At 67.7% G+C, this 18,646-nt stretch carries 15 protein-coding genes and 1 pseudogene; 10 read left to right on the top strand and 6 right to left on the bottom strand.

What is annotated here, in order from left to right:
- Positions 1-153 (bottom strand): annotated as a pseudogene (locus C566_RS23465) (IS110 family transposase); the annotation flags it as partial.
- Positions 154-364: 211 nt separating this feature from the next.
- On the opposite strand from C566_RS23465, the gene C566_RS0115015 reads away from it, so the two are divergent.
- The 3 genes from C566_RS0115015 to C566_RS21595 all read left to right on the top strand — a co-directional run bounded on the left by C566_RS0115015 (position 365) and on the right by C566_RS21595 (position 3,190).
- Complete coding sequence (locus C566_RS0115015; protein ID WP_018775176.1) at positions 365-769, top strand: DUF7793 family protein; 405 nt, start codon at positions 365-367, stop codon at positions 767-769.
- A complete protein-coding gene (locus tag C566_RS0115010; RefSeq protein WP_018775175.1) occupies positions 756-2,288 on the top strand; it encodes a putative bifunctional diguanylate cyclase/phosphodiesterase in 1,533 nt (510 codons plus the stop codon). The genes C566_RS0115015 and C566_RS0115010 overlap by 14 nt, the downstream gene beginning before the upstream one ends.
- Before the next feature lie 71 nt (positions 2,289-2,359).
- A complete protein-coding gene (locus C566_RS21595; protein ID WP_018775174.1) occupies positions 2,360-3,190 on the top strand; it encodes a class I SAM-dependent methyltransferase in 831 nt (276 codons plus the stop codon).
- On the opposite strand, the gene C566_RS0115000 is transcribed toward C566_RS21595, so the two are convergent.
- On the bottom strand, positions 3,157-4,029 hold the full coding sequence (locus tag C566_RS0115000; RefSeq protein ID WP_043467046.1) for a universal stress protein: 873 nt from the start codon (positions 4,027-4,029) through the stop codon (positions 3,157-3,159). The genes C566_RS21595 and C566_RS0115000 overlap by 34 nt on opposite strands.
- Before the next feature lie 190 nt (positions 4,030-4,219).
- On the opposite strand from C566_RS0115000, the gene C566_RS22155 reads away from it, so the two are divergent.
- Positions 4,220-5,002 (top strand): AMIN-like domain-containing (lipo)protein, encoded by a 783-nt coding sequence (locus tag C566_RS22155; protein ID WP_018775172.1) that lies wholly within the window; start codon positions 4,220-4,222, stop codon positions 5,000-5,002.
- Between the two features lie 187 nt (positions 5,003-5,189).
- Here C566_RS22155 and gabT read toward each other — a convergent pair whose 3' ends face one another.
- Both gabT and C566_RS0114985 read right to left on the bottom strand, forming a co-directional pair.
- Positions 5,190-6,554 (bottom strand): 4-aminobutyrate--2-oxoglutarate transaminase, encoded by a 1,365-nt coding sequence (gene gabT / locus C566_RS0114990; RefSeq protein ID WP_018775171.1) that lies wholly within the window; start codon positions 6,552-6,554, stop codon positions 5,190-5,192.
- 76 nt (positions 6,555-6,630) lie between these two features.
- On the bottom strand, positions 6,631-8,061 hold the full coding sequence (locus C566_RS0114985; RefSeq protein WP_026266730.1) for a gamma-aminobutyraldehyde dehydrogenase: 1,431 nt from the start codon (positions 8,059-8,061) through the stop codon (positions 6,631-6,633).
- Between the two features lie 146 nt (positions 8,062-8,207).
- Here C566_RS0114985 and C566_RS0114980 point away from each other — a divergent pair, with 146 nt between their 5' ends.
- The 5 genes from C566_RS0114980 to C566_RS0114960 all read left to right on the top strand — a co-directional run bounded on the left by C566_RS0114980 (position 8,208) and on the right by C566_RS0114960 (position 15,778).
- On the top strand, positions 8,208-9,650 hold the full coding sequence (locus C566_RS0114980; RefSeq protein ID WP_018775169.1) for a PucR family transcriptional regulator: 1,443 nt from the start codon (positions 8,208-8,210) through the stop codon (positions 9,648-9,650).
- Between the two features lie 150 nt (positions 9,651-9,800).
- Positions 9,801-11,093 (top strand): MFS transporter, encoded by a 1,293-nt coding sequence (locus tag C566_RS0114975; RefSeq protein ID WP_051082329.1) that lies wholly within the window; start codon positions 9,801-9,803, stop codon positions 11,091-11,093.
- Positions 11,090-11,770, top strand: a complete 681-nt coding sequence (locus C566_RS0114970) for a FadR/GntR family transcriptional regulator (protein ID WP_018775167.1) — start codon at positions 11,090-11,092, stop codon at positions 11,768-11,770. Before C566_RS0114975 ends, C566_RS0114970 begins: the two co-directional genes overlap by 4 nt.
- A gap of 314 nt (positions 11,771-12,084) precedes the next feature.
- Positions 12,085-12,981: a polyphosphate kinase 2 gene (gene ppk2 / locus C566_RS0114965; RefSeq protein ID WP_231386382.1), complete on the top strand. Its 897-nt coding sequence runs from the start codon at positions 12,085-12,087 to the stop codon at positions 12,979-12,981.
- A 28-nt stretch (positions 12,982-13,009) separates the two neighbouring features.
- Positions 13,010-15,778, top strand: a complete 2,769-nt coding sequence (locus C566_RS0114960; RefSeq protein ID WP_043467043.1) for a cation-translocating P-type ATPase — start codon at positions 13,010-13,012, stop codon at positions 15,776-15,778.
- Positions 15,779-15,871: 93 nt separating this feature from the next.
- Here the strand turns inward: C566_RS0114960 and C566_RS0114955 are convergent, their stop codons facing one another.
- Entirely contained in the window at positions 15,872-16,408 is a 537-nt protein-coding gene (locus C566_RS0114955) for a hypothetical protein (protein ID WP_018775164.1), read from the bottom strand.
- 240 nt (positions 16,409-16,648) lie between these two features.
- Between C566_RS0114955 and C566_RS0114950 the strand changes: the two genes are divergently transcribed.
- Complete coding sequence (locus C566_RS0114950; protein WP_018775163.1) at positions 16,649-17,509, top strand: DUF1206 domain-containing protein; 861 nt, start codon at positions 16,649-16,651, stop codon at positions 17,507-17,509.
- Between the two features lie 33 nt (positions 17,510-17,542).
- On the opposite strand, the gene C566_RS0114945 is transcribed toward C566_RS0114950, so the two are convergent.
- The gene (locus tag C566_RS0114945; RefSeq protein ID WP_018775162.1) at positions 17,543-18,544 is read right to left on the bottom strand and encodes a DNA topoisomerase IB; all 1,002 of its coding nucleotides are present in this window, start codon (positions 18,542-18,544) and stop codon (positions 17,543-17,545) included.
- Positions 18,545-18,646: the final 102 nt, after the last annotated feature.

Raw genomic sequence — 18,646 nt, 5'->3', positions numbered from 1 at the left:
CACCGGGGCCGGGAGGGACACGATCCAGGCAAGAATCTCGGCATAATCCGGGGACATCCGGTGCGGAATGATCTCGCCGGTCTGCGCGTCCAGGGCGCATCCGGCAACAGAACGGGCATGGACATCCAGGCCGACGCTTGTACGCTCAAACATAGCTGGAACCTCCAATTTCAAATGTGGCTCTACCTGTTCGCCAAGTGTGGCAGGCAACCCACGTCCCGCTTTGAAAAGGAGGTTCCAGCCCGAAAAACCCGGCTACCTCATATCGTCTAGCCCTACCGCCGCGCGGGTTAGCGGCCTGCGCACCTCTGCCGCTGTGCGTTAGTGTCATCATGAAGGGGACACGTTGGGGCGAAATTGAGGATTGCTGGTGCCACAAGAGGATCGTGAAACTCCGGGCGGGCGCGACATCTCGTCCCTGGACTTCGACAGCAGCGGCATCTTGCGCCTTCAGTGGGCCCGCGGCGTGGCGATTGATGCCCCCAGCGCCCAGCTGGCCATGGATCGCGTCAATGAGTTGTGCGGCGGCCGGCCCACGCCGTTGCTGATCGACATGGCCACCACGGAGTCCGTCAGCCGGGCCGCCCGGGCCGTGTTTGCCAAACGCTGCGACGCCTCGGCAATCGCGCTCCTCGGCTCATCCGCCGTGGACCGGGTCCTCGCCAACTTCTTCCTCGGTGTCAATTCCGCGCCGGTTCCAACACGCTTTTTCACCAACGGCGATGAGGCGGTCCGCTGGCTGACCTCGCAGGGCCATGACGGGGCGTGATGATGACCGCCGCCTCGAGGAACTCGTGGACGGCATCGTCGTACTGTCCTCGGGCGATCTGTCGAACCGGCTGCCGGTCTCACCGGCCCGGGACGGGATTGACGCAGTCACCACCGGCATCAACCTGCTGGCCGAAGAGCTCCAGAGCATGTACGAGGACCTGGAAGTCCGGGTCGCCGAGCGGACCGCGCTCCTCGAGGCGGCCAAAGCCGAACTCCGGCGCGTCATCGACACCGACGAGCTGACGGGCCTGGCCAGCCGCTCGCTGCTGCAGGAAAAAGTGGCCGAAGCCGTCGCCGGGGCCGGCGCGGGACGCCAGCCGGCGCTGATCCTGCTGGATCTTGATTCCTTCCGGCTCATCAACGACAGCCTCGGCCACGCCGCGGGCGATGCCGTGCTGCGCGAGACGGCCCTGCGGCTTAGCGCGGCGGCCGGACCGGGCCACGTGATCGCACGCCTCAGCGGCGATGAATTCGCGGTGCTCGTCGCGGACCAGGACACGGAGGCGGTGCTGCAGACCGCGGCCCGGCTCGGTGAATCACTGAAGGACAGAATCGTCGCCGGCGGAGTGGCGGTCGCCCTCACGGCCGGTACCGGTGTCCGGCTGGGGGAACCGGGCCTGCGGAGCGAGGAACTCATCCGCGATGCCGACATCGCCATGCACGAGGCCAAGAAACGCGGACGGGACACCCTCCTGGTGTTTTCCGCGGCCATGCACGAGGCCGCCAAGCAGCGGGTCCATCAGGTGGCGGAGCTGCGGACGGCGCTGGCGATGGACCAGCTCGAGCTGGAGTACCAGCCCATCATGGACCTGCGCACCGGAGCGATTGCCGGTGCCGAGGCCCTGATCCGCTGGCGCCACCCCGCCCTGGGCCTGCTGGGCCCGGATACCTTCCTCGACGCCGCCGACGACGCCGGGCTCACCGTGGAAATCGGCCACTGGGTGCTCCGGAACGCCATCGCGCAAACCGGCCGCTGGAAGTCCCTTCCGGGGCTTCCCTCGGACTTCAGCACGCACATCAACCTCTCCCCCGCAGACCTGCACCACGTCGATCTGGCACCCTACGTCGAAGGCCTCTTGGCCGAGCACGGCGTCGATCCCTGCCATATCTCGATTGAAATCACCGAAACCGCGATCATGCGCGGCGGCCCGGAAGTGGCCGCCACCATGCAGTCGCTCAATGACCTCGGCGTCCGGATCGAGATCGACGACTTCGGCACCGGCTATTCCTCCATCAGCTACCTGCGCACGCTCCCTGCCGCGCAGGCGAAGATCGATAAGTCCCTGCTCGACGGGCTGACCACGGACCGGCAGCAGGAAACATTCGTCGCCGCTATCCTGCAGCTGATCCATTCGGCCGGGCTGGGTGCCGTCGCCGAAGGAATCGAGGACAGGGAGCAAGCAGACAGGCTGCGGCAACTGAACTGCGAATTCGGCCAGGGGTACTTCTTCAGCCGGCCGCTCCCGGTGGCGGACATGACGGACCTGCTCGCGCACAGAAACGGCGCGGTCGCGTGAGCGGACCCGTTCCGGAGGGCACACGCGAGACAGATCCACGCAAGACAGGCACACCCAAGACAGGCACACGCGTGCACAGGGCGGCAGACACTATCCGGCTCGCAGCCAGGGTCGCAGTACTCTCCCTGCACCGTCCCAGCCCCCCGGACCGGCGCTGGGATGCCTTCTGGCGCGGCGTGTCACAGGGATCCCTCAGGGAACCGATCATCTGGGACGCCGCCCCGGGCGCCGGGAACGAAGAGATCCGGCACCACCTGCAGGCGATGGCCGGTGCGATGGACACCAGTCTTCCGGTGATCGATCTCGGCTGCGGGAACGGCACCATCACACGGCGGCTCACCGGCATCTTCCCCTCGGTCCTGGGCGTCGACGTCTCACCCCAGGCCGTGACAGCCGCGCATTCCGCGCAGCCGCCGGTGCCCGGCCTCAGTTTCCGGAGCCTGGATGCCACACAGCCGGCCGCGGCGGCTGCGCTGGCACGCGAACTCGGCGACGCCAACGTCTTTGTCCGCGGCGTTCTCCATGTCCTCAGCCGGCGACGGCAGGCCCGCCTCGCAGGCTCCATCGAGGCCCTCCTTGGCACCCGGGGCCGGCTCTACCTCGTCGAGACGAACGTCCCGGGCGGCGCCTTAAGCTACCTGCGGGAACTGGGCGCCACCGGTAAGCGGATCCCGGGACCGCTCCGCCAGGCCATTGCCGCCCTGCCGAAACCGGGCCACTTCGGCCCCGGGCAACGCTCGCGCGTTTTTCCCCCGGACCGCTGGACCCTCATCGCTGAGGGCCCCACCGTCCTGGAGACCGTGCCGATGGAGGCCGGCGGACCGCCCTGCCGCATTCCCGCGTACTGGGCGGTCCTGGCCCCGAGGCCTCAAACCTCCGGGAGGGAATCCACGCGCTGGTAGTCGCGCGGGACCACGATCATGGGAACGGGGAGCGCCCGCAACACCTTGAAGGCCGTGCTGCCGATGAACAGCTTGTACTTCTCCGCCAGGCGGGAGGACCCGACGATCATCACCTCGCCGTCGTCCCATTCCAGGTCGTCGATCGCTTCCTCGATCGTGCGCCCGTGGGCGACCTCCACACTGACGTGGTGGCCCTCCGGGAGGCGGTGCGCCGCGGCGGCCAGGATGGTGTTGGCGTGGATGTGGGCAGCGTTGACGTTTTCCCCGCCGTCCCCCTCGACGTCCAGTTCCACGAGGGAAACCAGCCGCAGCGGCACCCCGCGGCGCTCGGCGGATTCGATCGCGACGTCGATCGCCGCCTCCGCTCCGGCCCGCTGGCCCACGGCGAGGGTCAGGCGCGTGACGGCTTCGGTGCGGCGGTAGCCGCGCGGCGCCAGGGCCACCGGGACCGGGGCCGCGTGCAGCAGGGCGTTGGCCACGTTGCCCACGGTATGGCGCTTGAACAGGCCGTTGCTGGCGGCACCCACAACGATCAGGCCGGCCCTGAACTCGAGTGCGGCCTCGATCAGGCCAGCCGCGAAAGATTCCGCCTGGCGGACATGGAAGTGCGCCTCCAGCCCCTCAGGAACCAGCTCCATTCCCTGGCGTTCCGCCGAGCGGATTTTCTGCTCCGCGGCGCTGACCTGGTTTCCTTCCGGATTCATCGCCACATAAGGCGTGTGCCGATCCACCACATAGACCAGGTCGAGATGGGCTCCCTGTGCCCGAGCCATGGCTGAGGCCAGGGCAACGGCGTCCGCACCGCGTTCGGTGGGTGTATAGCCGACTACGTATCGCATGTATGAACCCCTTTTGGGTCTGGGGCAGATGCCAGCTGCGCCCCGGGGGTTCCGGGCGACGTCGGCCGGTCTGCGTTCCTGCAGTGGATAGGAACGACTCTAGTCCAGCGGGCCCTCAAAGGTGGTGACTTATGACCCTGAACAGCACAATCTTCCGGGCCTACGCTGGGGTGGTCGAGGGGAGCGCATCATGGACGCCATTCGCAACCGCAGGACCCGGTCGCGGACCGCGGGGCTGGGAACCCTGACGCTCCTGCTGGTCATGACAGCCTGCACGCCGCCGGCCCCGCAGCCCTCCGCCGGCAGCCAGCCGGCGTCGCAGTCCCCGGCTGCCTCCGCCAGCCCGACCGCCAGCCCGTCGCCGTCCGCAACCGGGGATGCCGACGAAACGGCACCGCCGCAACCGGGCGACAAGGTGATCTCCTCCACGGTCACGCACGACTGGTCGGTGCCGGGGCCGACCACCCCGTTCCACACCGACCATGAGAATCCCGTGCCCATCGCGCCGCCGCCGGCGGCACCGCTGCCGACGCTATCCGCCATCGGCGCGGGCCAGCACCCCTCCGATGCCCCGCCGTATGACCAGTTGAGCTTCCGGTTCGCCGGCGGGTTCCCCAGCTACGACGTCGAAATGGTCCCCGAACTCGTCGACGACGGCAGCGGCCTGCCCATCCCGATGCCCGGCACGGGAACCCTCCTCGAGGTGACGTTCCGCGGGGCCCAGGCGCACACCGCGGACGGCACGGCCAGCACCGTGACCAACGCGCCGCCACCGGCAATCGGATACCCGGCGCTCACCAGCTACGCGCCCGCCGGGGACTTCGAGGGCGTGCTGAGCTACGGAATCGGCGTCGGCCGTCCGATGGGAACCGTTCCGGAGACCAAAGTGCGCGTCATTGAGGTGGAGAAGATTGAGCAGGGCCAGCACCTGTACGTGGTCGCGATCCAGCTGGACGCGACCGCCTGGAAGTAGGGCCGGGTGCGGGGCCGAAACAGAAAACAGGACGGAATCAGCGGAGGAGCCGCGGACAAGATGTCCGCGGCTCCTCCGCTGAGTCGCCCGCTTTCGGGTAGCGCCGGGCATGCCGGGCCTCCTGCGTCTGCCGGGAAAGGATCGCCTTCCCGGCAGCTCATTGGGCCTTAGCCCATGGTGCCTAGGGTCACGCGTTGGCCTTGATGGCCGCGGCCAGGACCCCGAGGCCGTCCAGCAGCAGCTCGTCGCTGATGACCAGCGGCGGCAGCAGCCGGATGACGTTGCCGTAGGTGCCGCAGGTGAGGATGATGACACCCTCCTTGAGGCAGGCTGCGGCGACGGCCTTGGTCAGCTCCGGGTTCGGCTCCTTGGATCCGGCCTGGACGAGTTCAATGGCCAGCATGGCGCCGCGGCCGCGGATGTCACCAATCACGGAACTGTCAGCAAGCTCGGCGGCGAGTTCGCGCAGCTTGCCGAGGGCAATCTCTTCGATGTGCTTGGCGCGGCCGTTGAGGTCGTACTGTTCCATCGAGCCGATCGAGGCCAGAGCTGCAGCGCACGCCACCGGGTTGCCGCCGTAGGTGCCGCCGAGGCCGCCCGGGTGGACGGCGTCGAGGAGGTCGGCGCGGCCCGTGATGGCGGAGAGCGGCATGCCGCCGGCGATGCCCTTGGCCATGGTGATGATGTCCGGGACAACACCTTCGTGGTTCACGGCGAACCATTCGCCGGTGCGGCAGAAGCCGGACTGGACCTCGTCGGCGATGAACACGATGCCCTTGTCCTTGGCCCAGTCCGCCAGCGCGGGCAGGAACCCGTCGGCGGGGACAATGAAGCCGCCCTCGCCCTGGATGGGTTCGATGATGATCGCGGCAACCTGCTCGCCGCCAATCTGCTTCTCGATCATGGTGATGGCGCGCTTGGCGGCCTCGGCACCGGTGATCTCCGGGTTTTCCTCGCGGAACGGGTAGCTCATCGGCATGCGGTAGACCTCGGGCGCGAACGGGCCGAAGTTGGTCTTGTACGGCATGGCCTTGGCGGTCAGCGCCATGGTCAGGTTGGTGCGGCCGTGGTAGGCGTGGTCGAACGCGACGACGGCGTCCCGGCCGGTGGCCAGGCGGGCCACCTTGACGGCGTTTTCGACGGCCTCGGCGCCGGAGTTGAACAGCACCGTGCGCTTTTCGTGGTCGCCCGGAGTGAGGCGGTTCAGCTGCTCGGCGACGGCCACATAGCCTTCGTACGGGGTGACCATGAAGCACGTGTGGGTGAAGTGCTCCACGGCTTCCTTCACGGCGCCGACGACGGCGGGGTCCGAGGCGCCGACGCTGGTCACCGCGATGCCGGAGCCGAGGTCGATGAAGGAGTTGCCGTCGACGTCGTGGATGATGCCGCCGTCGGCGTCGGCCACGAAGACCGGGACGCTGGAGGCGACGCCGGCGGCGACCACGGCCTTGCGGCGCTCGGTCAGGGCGACGGACTTGGGGCCCGGGAAGTCGGCCTGGACGCGGCGTTTCTGTTCGAGCCGGTAGGTGATGTCATGTGCCGTGGTGGTCATGGGAAAGCCTTTCTAAGCGTGCGGTTGAGCGCGCGAGTTATGCGTCAGGTTGAGTTAGCAGCGTTATGCGTCTGCGTTATGCGTCGAGCGCACTCATGACGTGCTTGATGCGGGTGTAGTCCTCGACGCCGTACATGGACAGGTCCTTGCCGTAGCCGGACTGCTTGAAGCCACCGTGCGGCATTTCGGCCGTGAGCAGGATGTGGGTGTTGATCCAGACGGCACCGAAGTCGAGGTCCCGGCTCAGGCGCATGGCGGTGCCGTGGTTGGACGTCCAGACGCTGGAGGCCAGGGCGTAGTCGACGTCGTTCGCCAGCTCCACTGCCTCGTCCTCGGTGCTGAACTTCTGCACCGTGATGACCGGGCCGAAGGTTTCCTTCTGGACGATGTCATCGCTCTGCTTGGCGCCCGTGACAATGGTGGGTTCGAAGAAGAAGCCCTTCTCGCCCGCGCGGTGGCCGCCGGTCTCGATCTTGCAGTTGGCAGGCAGATGCTCGACAACGGACGTGACCGCGTTGAAGTGGTTGACGTTGTTCAGCGGGCCGAAGTAGTTGTCTTCGTCGTTCTGCGAACCCGTGTGCAGGGTCTTGGTGTGTTCCACCATGGCGGCGACGACGTCGTCATGCACCGAATCCTGGACCAGGACCCGGGTGATCGCCGTGCAGTCCTGGCCGGCGTTGAAAAAGGCGAACTCGGCAATCGCCGCGGCGCTCTTCTTGATGTCGGCGTCGGCGAACACAATGGCGGGGGCCTTGCCGCCGAGTTCCAGGTGGGCGCGCTTGAGTCCCTTGGCGGCGCCCGAGGCGACGGCGATGCCGGCGCGGACGGAACCGGTGATGGAGACCAGGCCGGGGACCTTGTGCTCCACCATCATGGCGCCGGTCTCGCCGGTGCCCAGGACCACGTTCACGACGCCGGCCGGGAAGATCTCACCGGCGAGCCGGGCCAGCACCAGGGTGGATTCGGGGGTGGTGTCCGAGGGCTTGAGGACCACGGTGTTGCCGGCGGCCAGGGCCGGCCCGATCTTCCAGATGGCCATGAGGAACGGGTAGTTCCAGGGGGCCACCTGCGCAACGACGCCGATCGGCTCGCGGCGCACGTAGGAGGTGTGGCCTTCGAAGTACTCGCCGGCGGACTTGCCTTCCATGATGCGGGCCGCACCGGCGAAGAAGCGCAGCTGGTCGGCGCCGGCGGCCACTTCCTCAGAGGCGATCAGCGACCGGACCTGGCCGGTGTTGCGGTGCTGGGCCTCGACGAGCTCGTCGCTGTTGGCCTCAACGGCATCCGCGAGCTTGAGCAGCATGAGCTGCCGCTGCCCGGGCGTGGTGTGCTTCCAGGTCTTGAAGGCGTCCTTGGCGGCCGTCATGGCGGCGTCGACGTCGGCCTGTACCGAAATCGGCGCCTGCGCCACCACGTCACCGTTGGTGGGGTTCACGATGGGCAGCAATCCTGTGCCGGCGGGCGTGACAAACTCGCCGTTGATGAAGTTCTGCAAGGTTTGAACCACGGTGTACAACCTCTTTCTTACTGCCAATGACGGATGTGTGACTGGTCACGAGCCTATGCCAGCGGGGCAACGCAGGGAATAGGCACCTGCACACCATCCCAGCGGAACTTTAGTGCGCTTGACCAGCACCCGGCTATCCTGAATCCATGGCCATTTCACTCGCTGCCCTGCTGGGAGTTCCGTCCCTGAATCTCACCAAGGCCGGACTCGCCGAAACCACCTGGCACCAGGACATTCTTTGGGTGGCCGTCACCGAACAGGAGGATCCGCAGCGGTTCCTCAATGGCGGCGAACTGATCCTGACAACCGGGATGCGGCTCAAGAGCGCCGCGGAGCAGCGCCGGTTTGTGCGTCAGGTCCAGCGGGCAGGTGCGGTGGGCATCGGGTTCGGGGTCGGCCTGACGCACGACGCCGTTCCGCCGGCCCTGATCGCCGAGGCCAACCGGTGGGGGCTGCCGGTGGTGGAAGTGCCGTACGAGACACCTTTCATCGCGATCGGAAAGCTCGTGGCCGATGCCCAGTCCGCGGACCACCTGGTCAAGCTTGAGCGGCTCATCGCCGGGCACCAGATCCTGGCCCGCGCGCTGCTGACCGGCGGCGGCCTCGCCGAGCTCCTGAAACACCTGGGGTCGATGCTGCGCACCGAGATCGTCCTGACCCAGTTCACCGCCCAGCTGTACAACAGCGTCGCCGGCCACCCGGCGCCCAAGGCCGAGGGCTGGGCGTCCTACCCCATTCCCACGGGTCGCCGCGACGCCTGCACCCTGTGGGTGAAGCAGCCGTTCGAGGACACGGGCATCGTGGGCTACGCCCAGAACCTGATCAGCGTTGAGCTCAACAACATGGTCAAGCAACGGCAGGCGCAGCGGGCGCTGGCCGGCCAGGTCCTCGACGACGTCATCCACGGCACGCTGGAGGCGTCCGAAGCCACCCGGCGCCTGGCCGGCGTCGGCATCAACAGCACCCGCAAGAACGTGGTCCTGCTCGCCGAATCGGCCGCCCACCAGAAACAGCTGGGCAGCTCTTCGCTGCCCCAGCCGCTTGCGGCGGCGGTCGGCTCCGTAGTCGGGAAGGACCTCGTGGTGGTGGTGCCCGACGACGGCAGCGGCGCCAGCGCCCTTGCCCGCAGCCTCAGCGACCACCTCGCCGAGGCCGGGATCCATGCCACGATCGGCATAGGCGGGGCGTACACCAAGCCCAACGGCCTGCGCTGGAGCTATTTCGAGGCCCGCGACGCGGCCAGCCACGGGCTGCCGGTCAACGAGCCCGAGCGGCTGAGCCTGACCTCGCTACTGCTGGCCAGCGAGGACGTTCCGCTGGCGGACATGGCCAACGAATCGCTGAACCCGCTGCGGGCCTTCGACGCGGCGCACGGGGCCGAACTCATGGCCACGCTGGAAAGCTACCTCGGCAACAACGGCTCGGTGGCGGCCGTCGCCGAGGAACTGACCCTGCACCGCAACACGGTCCGTTACCGGCTGGCGCAGATCACCGAACTCACCGGATACGACCCCGCACAGACAGCGGACCGGGTGCAGCTCTGGCTTGCGCTCGCGGTGCAGCGGCTCAGCGCCCGGCACCCGCGCTGACCACCCAAGCAACGCGGGGTCACTTAGCGCCCATTCCGGGCCGCACAATGGGCGCTAAGTGACCCCGCGTTGCATTTTGTGGGTTGTCACTTGCCGAGATATTCGCCACTAAAGGCTGATTCTCAAACATCAAACGTCTAACCTTTAGCTATGGCTAGCAGCACGGCGGTTTCCGCACCTTCCCAGACAGCTCCACCCGGCGCGGTCCGCCCGCGCGGCGTGATTGTCGCCGGCGTCGTGGCGCTCGTGCTCATCGGGCTCAACCTGCGCGCCGGCATCACCGGCGCCGCCGCGCTCTTCCACGACCTGCAGGCTGTCCTGGGTTATGGCCCGCTGATCGCAGCCCTGCTCCCCTCAATCCCCACGCTGTGTTTCGCCGTGGCCGGTGCTGCCACGTCCTGGCTTACCCGGCAGTTGGGGCTGGAAAAAGCCATCCTGCTCTCCCTCGTGATGCTGGCGGCCGGGCTGCTGCTCCGCGGCGTCCCGTCCACCGGGATGCTGCTGGCCGGTACCGTGGCGGGGATGTCCGGGCTGGCCATCTGCAACGTGGCCATGCCCTCGTTCATCCGGGTGCACTTCGCGGACCGCACGTCCCTCATGACCGCCGTCTACACGCTGACCATGACCACGGGCGCCACCGCCACCGCCGTGCTGATCGTTCCGGTGGCCCAGGCCCTGGGCTCGCCCTCGGCGGGCGTCGGCGCGATCGGATTCCTGGCCCTGGGCGCCTGCCTCGGCTTCCTCCCGATCGCGGTACACGCCCACCGCAACGCTTCCGCCGGCAAGGCTGCCCGGGTTTCGCCATGGCCCCTGCTGCGGACCCGCACGGGCGCGCTGATCACCCTCGGCTTCACGGTGCAGGCGCTCCTGGCCTATGCCGTGCTCAGCTGGTTCCCCTACATGCTGGCCACCATGGGCCTCACCGCCTCCGACAGCGGGCTCATGTTCGGACTCATGCAGCTCGTCTCCGTCCCCGCCGGCATGGTGCTGGTGGCCATCGGCTCACGCCCCCGGATGTTGCGGACGGCGTTCTACCTTGCCACCGTGACGATGGCCCTGGGCATCCTGGCCATGCTGGTCCTGCCCCCTGCCTGGTCTCCACTGACCGCTGTGCTGGTCGGCTTCGGACTCGGCATCTTCCCGCTGGTCATGGTGATGATCAGCCGCAGCGGCCGCAGCACGGCCGAGACCACCGCGCTGTCCACCGTGGCCCAGTCCGCCGGGTATCTGCTGGCGACGCTCGGGCCGTTCGGCATGGGCCTGTTGCACAGCGCCACCAATTCCTGGACGCTGCCCCTGGCCCTGCTGCTGGCCGTGGCCCTCGGCCAGATCGCGGTAGGCCACCTCCTCTCGGCGGGACCGAAGGAGCTGCGGGCCAGGGAACTGGCGGCCAAGAAGCTGCGGGCGGCCACCCCTCACTCCTCGGAAGGAACCCGGCGATGACCCTCACGGCTTCGCACCGGCCGCCGCTGGCGGAGGAAATCACTGCTAAGCTGCGGGCCCTGATCCACTCGGGCGAGTGGCCGCTGCAGCAGCGCATTCCGGCCGAACCTGAGCTGATGGCCGCGTTCGGGGTCTCCCGTGGCACCCTGCGCGAGGCCATCAAGGCGCTCGCCCACAGCGGAATGCTCGAGGTCCGCCGCGGGGACGGCACCTACGTCCGCGCGACGAGCGAGATCGCAGGCGCCACGCAGCGGATGTATCAGGACCACTCCCAAGAGCACATCCTCGAGGTCCGTGTCGGGCTGGACACCCAGGCGGCCCGGCTCGCTGCACGCCACGCGACGGCCGACGACCTCACCGCCCTGCGCGGTTTGCTCACCGCCCGCCGTGCCGCCTGGCTGGCCGAGGACTACGCCGCGTGGGCCCGGGCAGACTGGGACTTCCATGCGCGCGTGGCGCAGGCGTCCGCCAACCCGCTGCTGCATGAGCTGTATGTCAGCTTCGGCAGCGTATTCCACAATGACCTGCTCCGCCAGCAGCGGCGGGGAGGCTTCAACGGCCTGCCGCAGGAGGGCCACGACGAACTCGTGGCCGCGATTTCCGACCGCGACGAGGCGGCCGCCGTCGAGAGCGTCACCCGGAACCTGAATTCCTGCGCGGAATGGCTCCAGGAGTAGCCCAAGGGATTCCCAAGGTGAACGGAAGATGCTCTGTCTCAGTGGCGGCCGCCACCCGCGCACCGGCCTCGCGGCCGGGCGGGTTCCCGCCATCATCGGCGTCAGCGCCGAGTCCAGACGGCCGGCCCCTGCGCCCAGCAGCAGGGGCCGGCTCGACTGGGACACCCGGTTCCGCGGACGCCCATTAGGGTCTTAGTGCCGTAGACCGGACCCCAGCCGCGGTCAACACTAAGAATGGCAGGACGCCGCACGAGGGTGCCCGCGACAAATGCAGTTGCGCCCTGGTCCCCGGGCCGGGGTGCCGGTCTCGTTGGATGAACGTCTCGCCGGTGTCGCAGCGTGTGGTTTACCTCAGCAAGTACGTCGCGAGGAGGTCGATGGTGGGCAAGAAGAAGAAAAAGACCAAGGGCTCCGACGCAGAGGACGAGCGCGCCGGGAAGAAGATGTCGCGCAAGGAGTACGAAGCGGAGATGGCCGTCCTGCAGGGTGAACTGGTCGCCATGCAGGAGTGGGTGAAGTCCACCGGAGCCAAGATCTGCATCGTCTTCGAAGGCCGCGACACGGCCGGCAAGGGCGGCACGATCAAGCGCATCGTCGAGCGGGTGAGCCCCCGGGTGTTCCGCGTGGTGGCGCTCCCCACACCGACCGAGCGGGAGAAGTCGCAGATGTACCTCCAGCGGTACATGTCGCACTTCCCGGCGGCGGGCGAGGTGGTCATCTTCGATCGCAGCTGGTACAACCGTGCGGGCGTGGAGCGGGTGATGGGTTTCTGCACCCCGGAGCAGACCCAGAGGTTCCTCGACATGACTCCGATGGTGGAGAAGGCGATGGTCGACTCCGGCATCATCCTGCTCAAGTACTGGCTCGAGGTCAGCGCGGACGAGCAGACCAGGCGGCTCGAGAGCCGCATGGACGATCCCCGCAAGACCTGGAAACTCTCTCCGATGGACCTGAAGTCCTACAAACGGTGGTACGACTACTCCCGGGCCCGGGACGCCATGTTCGAGGCGACCGACACCGCCTGGGCGCCGTGGTACGTCGCGCACAATGACATCAAGAAGCGCGGCCGGCTCAACGTCATCAGCCATATCCTCAGCCAGGTGCCCTACGAGCCGTACCCGGGGCTCGACGTCGAACTCCCCAAGCGCCAGAAGGCTGGCGATTACACCGAGCCGGCACTGGCCGTTCGGCACATCCCCACCCCGTTCTAGCACCGCACCCGGCGATGAGGAGGAAGTCATGAGCGACGATCCCGGAGCAGTAGCTGGGGTGGCCCCGGCGGAGGCGGACGCGAGCTGGTACGCGCTGGCGCCGGCGGAAGTGGCGGCCGAGCTGAAGGTGGATCCGGTTGGCGGGTTGAGCACGGGAGAGGCGCAGCAGCGGCTGCAGGAGTACGGCCCGAACGCCCTGGCCGCCGCAAAGCAGGAGCCGGTGTGGAAACGGTTCTTCAAGCACTATCAGGACTACATGCAGATCGTCCTTGTGGTCGCCGCCCTGGTCAGCTTGCTGATCGCGGAATACGGAACCGCTATTGGTCTGGCCCTGCTGACGCTGTTCAACGCGTGGCTGGGCTACCACCAGGAGGGCAAGGCCGAGGAAGCCGCCGCCTCCCTGGGGCAGATGATGAAGGCTATGGCCAAGGTGCGCCGCGACGGTGACGTTGTGGAGCTCCCCGCCGAGCAGATCGTCCCCGGCGACATCGTGGTGGTCGACGCCGGTGACCGCGTCCCCGCGGACGGCCGGATCATCCTGGCGGCAACCCTCCAGATCGAGGAGGGCGCCCTGACCGGGGAGAGCGTCGCCGTCGAGAAGGACACCGCGACCATCGGCCGGCACGACGTCGGCATCGGCGACCGCCTGAACATGGCGTTCATGAACACGAACGTGACGCGGGGCCATGGCGAAATCCTCGTCACCACCACCGGCATGGGGTCGGAGGTCGGCCACATCGCCCACATGCTGTCCGGACAGAAGGCGGAGAAGACTCCGCTGACCAAGCAGGTGGACCGGCTCACCATCTTCATCATTGTCGCGGCCCTCTTCGCGTTTATCGCCATCGTCGTAATGGGCCTGGCCTCGGGCGAGTCCTTCGCGGTGCTCTTCGGAATCGGTGTGGCGCTGGCCGTCGGCTCCATCCCGGACGCGCTGCCCGCCGTCGTCACCACCATCCTCTCCGTCGGGTCGGTCAATATGGCCAAAAAGAACGCCATCATGAAGGTTCTCCCTGCGGTCGAGACCCTGGGCTCCACGTCGGCCATCAATTCGGACAAGACCGGCACCCTGACCCTGAACCAGATGACGGTGCGCGAGATCACGACCGTGCAGCACCACTACACCGTCAGCGGTGAGGGCTACAGCTTCGACGGTCAGATTCAACGGACCACCGGCGACGCCGAGCGGGACCTGGACTACGTGATGTACTCCTGCGCCCTGTGCAACGACTCCGATATCAACGACGGCGAGGTGGTCGGGGACCCCACCGAGGCGGCACTGTACGTGCTCGCACAGAAGGGCGGCGTGGACGTCAGGGAATTCCGCCGGAACAACCCGCGTGTGGCGTCGGTACCGTTCGATTCCGATTACAAGTTCATGGCCACGTTCCACCGGATGCCGGGGGCCGATGGCAGGCCCGTGATCCGGGCCTACGTGAAGGGGGCACCCGACGTCCTCCTGAGCAGGTCCTCTTTCGGCCGGATGCCGGGCGGTCGCTCCGAGCGTCTCACCGACGAAATGCGGGGCAAGGTGCTTGCCGAGAACGATCGCATTGCCAGCCAGGGCAGGCGGGTGCTCGCCCTGGCGCAGCGCGAGTTCGACCCGGCGACGTTCCAGCCTTCGGGTGACCTGATGGCGCTGATGCAGGACCTGGAGATTTCGGCGCTGATCGGCGAGGTGGACCCGCCGCGCGCCGAGGCGGTGGCCGCCATCGCCAGGGCAAAGCACGCCGGCATCCGGGTCCGGATGATCACGGGCGACCACGCCGTCACGGCTGCGGCAATCGCCGAGGAACTGGGCATCAGGGGCCGCGCGGTGACCGGGGCCGAGTTCGCGGCCATGAGCGACGCGGAGGCCGACAGCCAGGTGGACGGGATCGGCGTGATTGCCCGTGTCGCCCCCGAACACAAGGTCAGGCTGGTCGAGGTGCTCAAGCGCAAGGGCAACATCGTCGCCATGACCGGCGACGGCGTGAACGACGCACCGGCCATTGCAGCTGCCGACATCGGGATCGCGATGGGGATCACCGGCACCGACGTCGCCAAGGGCGCGGCCAAAATGATCCTGGCTGACGACAACTTTGCCACCATCGTCGCGGCGGTCGAAGAGGGCCGGCTCGTGTACGACAACCTGCAGAAGTTCATCCGGATCCAGGTCGCCAACCTGTTCATGTTCATTCTGGCGTTCATCGGATCCTCGGCGTTCGCCATCGCAGGCACGGCCCTGCTCAGTCCGGCCCAGGTGCTGTGGATCCACATGGCGATCGTCGCCCCGATCGGGGCGGTGATGGGCCTGGATCTCGCGACGCCGGGCATCATGGACCGCAAGCCCCGGCCCTTCAATCAGCCGATCCTCGTCCGGTCGATGATGGTGCGCCTGTTCGTCGTCGGGCTTTTCATGGCGGCCGCGACGCTGATCCTCGTGCAGATCGGCAAGACCACCTACGGTTCCCTGGAGGTCGGCCAGACCATGGCCGTGGTGGGGCTGGGGCTGATGAACATCTTCGTGGCGCTCAATCTGCGTTACCCGACCGAGAGCGCCTTCGGGCCCGCCACGGTGTCCAACCCGAAGCTGCTTTGGGCGTTCGCGTGGGCCGTCCTCGGCTCGATGCTGATCACCCAGATGAGGGTGATGCAGGACCTGTTCGGCACCGAGCCGCTCACCGGCCAGCAGTGGCTGCTCTGCCTGGTGCCGGGCGTGGTGCTGCTGTTCCTCGGTGAACTGTTCAAGATCATCCTGCGGGCCCGGGAATCGAAGAACCGGGCCGCAGTCTCGGCTCCCCCTGTTCCGGCGTGAGTGCCCCGTTCCAGCGTGAGCGGACCTGCCACTGGAGGGGCCGGAACGCGATGTTCCGGCCCCTCCAGTGGCATTTACCGGGTTGTGCCGGGGCTAGCGGACCAGGCCCTTCAGGACGTTCTTGGGGCGCTGCATCTCGCCGTGCTTGGCGCCGAGAACAATCACCCAGCCGGCGAACACGGGGATGGCCCACTGAAGCATCTTCAGCTGCTGCTGCGCGGAACGGAGTTCCTCGGAGGCGCCAGGCTTGGGCTCGGTGGCACCCTTGGCGCCCTCGGCGGCCAGTTTTTCGACCTTGGCTCCCTGCAGGCCCGCGTACAGGGTCACAGCGGCGCCGGCGAGGGTGACGACGGACTTGTAGACGCTCAGCCGCGTGACGCCGTCCTGCTTGGCCATGCGGCCCTTGTTCTCCCACATGACGGCGAGGCCCGAAAGGAAATGCGCCCCAAACGCCGCCGTCTGGTACGGCGCCCACTTCTTCCAGCCCAGGCTTGAGAGGCGGGTACGTTCCGCCGGGTCCTTGGCAACAGCCGTTGCACCGTTGAGCCCAATGGCGCCCATCAGGGAACCGCCGAACCAGGCGGCTGCCGTCAGGTCGTGAATGGATCGGGCAACAAGATTACCTGCCATGTTGAGCTTCCTATCGTCTGTCTTCGAATCCGAATCGCAGGGGCAGCAAGGCTGCCGGTCCGCGGCATGTCCACGAGCGGGGCCATGACCCGGCCATGGTAAGCACACTTACCAAAAACGCGGTAGTCCACGCGGCTGCCGCTTCGCCGCGCGTAGAATCGGCGGGTAGACACACCACCGCAGGCACACCAGCACACCACCGGCACGCCGCCGGGGCACGACATTGGTCCACCGGACCAGATGAGGTTTGGCAGCATCAACGTGGCAGAAGAAAAGTCCGGGATCGAAGCCGCCATCGGCGACGCCGTCGACTCTGCGGAAGCGGCGTCGAACAGTAGCGTGCTCGACGTCGTCGCACGTTCGGGGTTCGCCGTCATGGCAGTGCTTCATATCGTGATCGGGGCCATCGCCGTCGCCCTGGTCCTGGGCGCGCCGGGCCAGGCCGAACCCACCGGCGCCATCGAACAACTCGCCGCCAACCCCTGGGGGCCGGCCGTGATGTGGGCGGCCTGCATCGCCTGCGCGGGCCTCGCGCTCTGGCAGCTGAGCGAGGCGACGCTCCGGGGCCGCCACCTGCCGCGCCGGGAACAGCTGGGCAAACTCATTTCCTCCGGCTTCCTTGCCATTGCGTACGGGAGCGTCGGGCTGAGCTTCGCGGGCTTCGGGCTCGGCCAGCGCGGCGATTCGGGCGACTCGACGCGGGATTTCAGCACCGCACTGGTCCAGTCACCGTTCGGGGTCCCGGCCCTGGTCGGCCTCGGGCTCACCATCATGGGAATCGGCGTGTATTTCATCGTCAAGGGCTTCGGGAAGAAGTTCAAGGAGGAACTGCAGCATTTCGAAGGGACCCGCCGCGGCAAGCTGATCAGCGTGCTCGGCGTCACCGGCCACGTGTCGAAAGGGCTGGCGCTGATCCTGACCGGGCTGCTCTTCGTCATCGCCGCGGCGACCAACAACCCCGGTTCCTCCACCGGCCTGGACGGCAGCCTCAAGGCGCTCAGGGACCACCCCTTCGGCCCATACCTGCTCCTGGCGATCGGGGCGGGGTTCATTGCCTACGGCGTGTTCGCGCTGGTCCGGGCGCGCTTCGGCCGGATGTAGCCGCGCCGGCCGAACCAAGCCGGCGCGATGCTACTAGCCCGCGGCCTTCCGCAGCGGCACCACGTCGCCTTCCTGGTACAGCAGGGCGCGGATCTCGGACTCGGCGGAATCCAGCCGCCTCGGGTCGATCGTCTCCCCCGCCGCGAAGTGGTCCAGCAGCCGTGGATCCACGTAGCTTTTCCGGGCGATCGACGGCGTGTTGCCCAGGACCGCGGCCGCGTCCTGCATGGCCTGGCTCACCGCGCTCTTCCGGGCCGAGACTTTCGCCTGCGGGCCGCTTAGAGCCAGGCTGACCGCTGCCGCCGCCGTCCCACGAAGGGTGCGGAAATCCTTCGCGGTGAAGTCCTCCCCTGTGCGCTCCTTGACGTACTCGTTGATGTCCGTGCTCGACACCGGATGCCAATTGCGGCCGTCCTTGTAGGCCAGCAGCCGGGCGTTGCCGCCGCGGCGCTTGAGCTGGCGCACGACGGCGGCGAGGTCGGCGTCGTCGATCCGTGACTCCCACGTCTTGCCGCTCTTGGCCGGGAAGCTGAGCCGGAGTTCGTTCTTGCGCACCTTGACGTGGGCGCAGAGCAGGGTGGCGAGGCCGTGGCTGCCGTTTTCGTTGGTGTAGCGCTCCGAGCCGACGCGCAGCGATCCGCTGTCGAGCATCCGAAAGGCGGCCGCCAGCACGCGTTCCCGGGTCAGGCCTTCCGAGCGCAGGTCCATGGTCACCAGGCGGCGTGCGGTCGGCAGGGTCTCGGCCAGCTGGAGCGAACGGTCGAACTTCAGCCGGTCCTTCCGTTCCCGCCAGCTCGGATGGTAGATGTACTGCCGCCGGCCCACCGCGTCGACGCCCGTGGCTTGGATGTGCCCGTTGTCGTACGGGGCGATCCAGACGTCGGTCCATGCCGGCGGGATCCCGATGCCCTCGAGCCGTTCCCGCACGGGGCCCGGCGGCAGAGTGGAGCCGTCCAGGTCCTTGTAACTGAACCCGGTCCCGGCGGGAACCCTGCGGTATCCGCGGCCGGACGCGTTGCTGTGGCGGAGCCTCACTGGCCCGATCCTGCGCCGGGGGTCTGCATGCGCTGCTCATTCATGACGGTAAGCCTACTGACTACCCGGCGGGATTGCTCCGTTAACACACAACGCGGGGTC

It is taken from the genome of Arthrobacter sp. 131MFCol6.1, from assembly GCF_000374925.1.
Taxonomy (GTDB): Bacteria; Actinomycetota; Actinomycetes; order Actinomycetales; family Micrococcaceae; genus Arthrobacter.
Note: the sequence above shows the minus strand (reverse complement) of the source record. Positions and strands in the feature narration are given on the sequence as shown.

Excerpts from the sequence above, each read along its gene's own strand:
- C566_RS0115010 (WP_018775175.1), top strand. The coding sequence starts at position 756 with ATGACGGGGCGTGATGATGACCGCCGCCTCGAGGAACTCGTGGACGGC.
- C566_RS0115000 (WP_043467046.1), bottom strand. The coding sequence starts at position 4,029 with ATGCGATACGTAGTCGGCTATACACCCACCGAACGCGGTGCGGACGCC.
- C566_RS22155 (WP_018775172.1), top strand. The coding sequence starts at position 4,220 with ATGGACGCCATTCGCAACCGCAGGACCCGGTCGCGGACCGCGGGGCTG.
- gabT (WP_018775171.1), bottom strand. The coding sequence starts at position 6,554 with ATGACCACCACGGCACATGACATCACCTACCGGCTCGAACAGAAACGC.
- C566_RS0114980 (WP_018775169.1), top strand. The coding sequence starts at position 8,208 with ATGGCCATTTCACTCGCTGCCCTGCTGGGAGTTCCGTCCCTGAATCTC.
- C566_RS0114975 (WP_051082329.1), top strand. The coding sequence starts at position 9,801 with ATGGCTAGCAGCACGGCGGTTTCCGCACCTTCCCAGACAGCTCCACCC.
- C566_RS0114970 (WP_018775167.1), top strand. The coding sequence starts at position 11,090 with ATGACCCTCACGGCTTCGCACCGGCCGCCGCTGGCGGAGGAAATCACT.
- ppk2 (WP_231386382.1), top strand. The coding sequence starts at position 12,085 with ATGAACGTCTCGCCGGTGTCGCAGCGTGTGGTTTACCTCAGCAAGTAC.
- C566_RS0114960 (WP_043467043.1), top strand. The coding sequence starts at position 13,010 with ATGAGCGACGATCCCGGAGCAGTAGCTGGGGTGGCCCCGGCGGAGGCG.
- C566_RS0114955 (WP_018775164.1), bottom strand. The coding sequence starts at position 16,408 with ATGGCAGGTAATCTTGTTGCCCGATCCATTCACGACCTGACGGCAGCC.
- C566_RS0114950 (WP_018775163.1), top strand. The coding sequence starts at position 16,649 with ATGAGGTTTGGCAGCATCAACGTGGCAGAAGAAAAGTCCGGGATCGAA.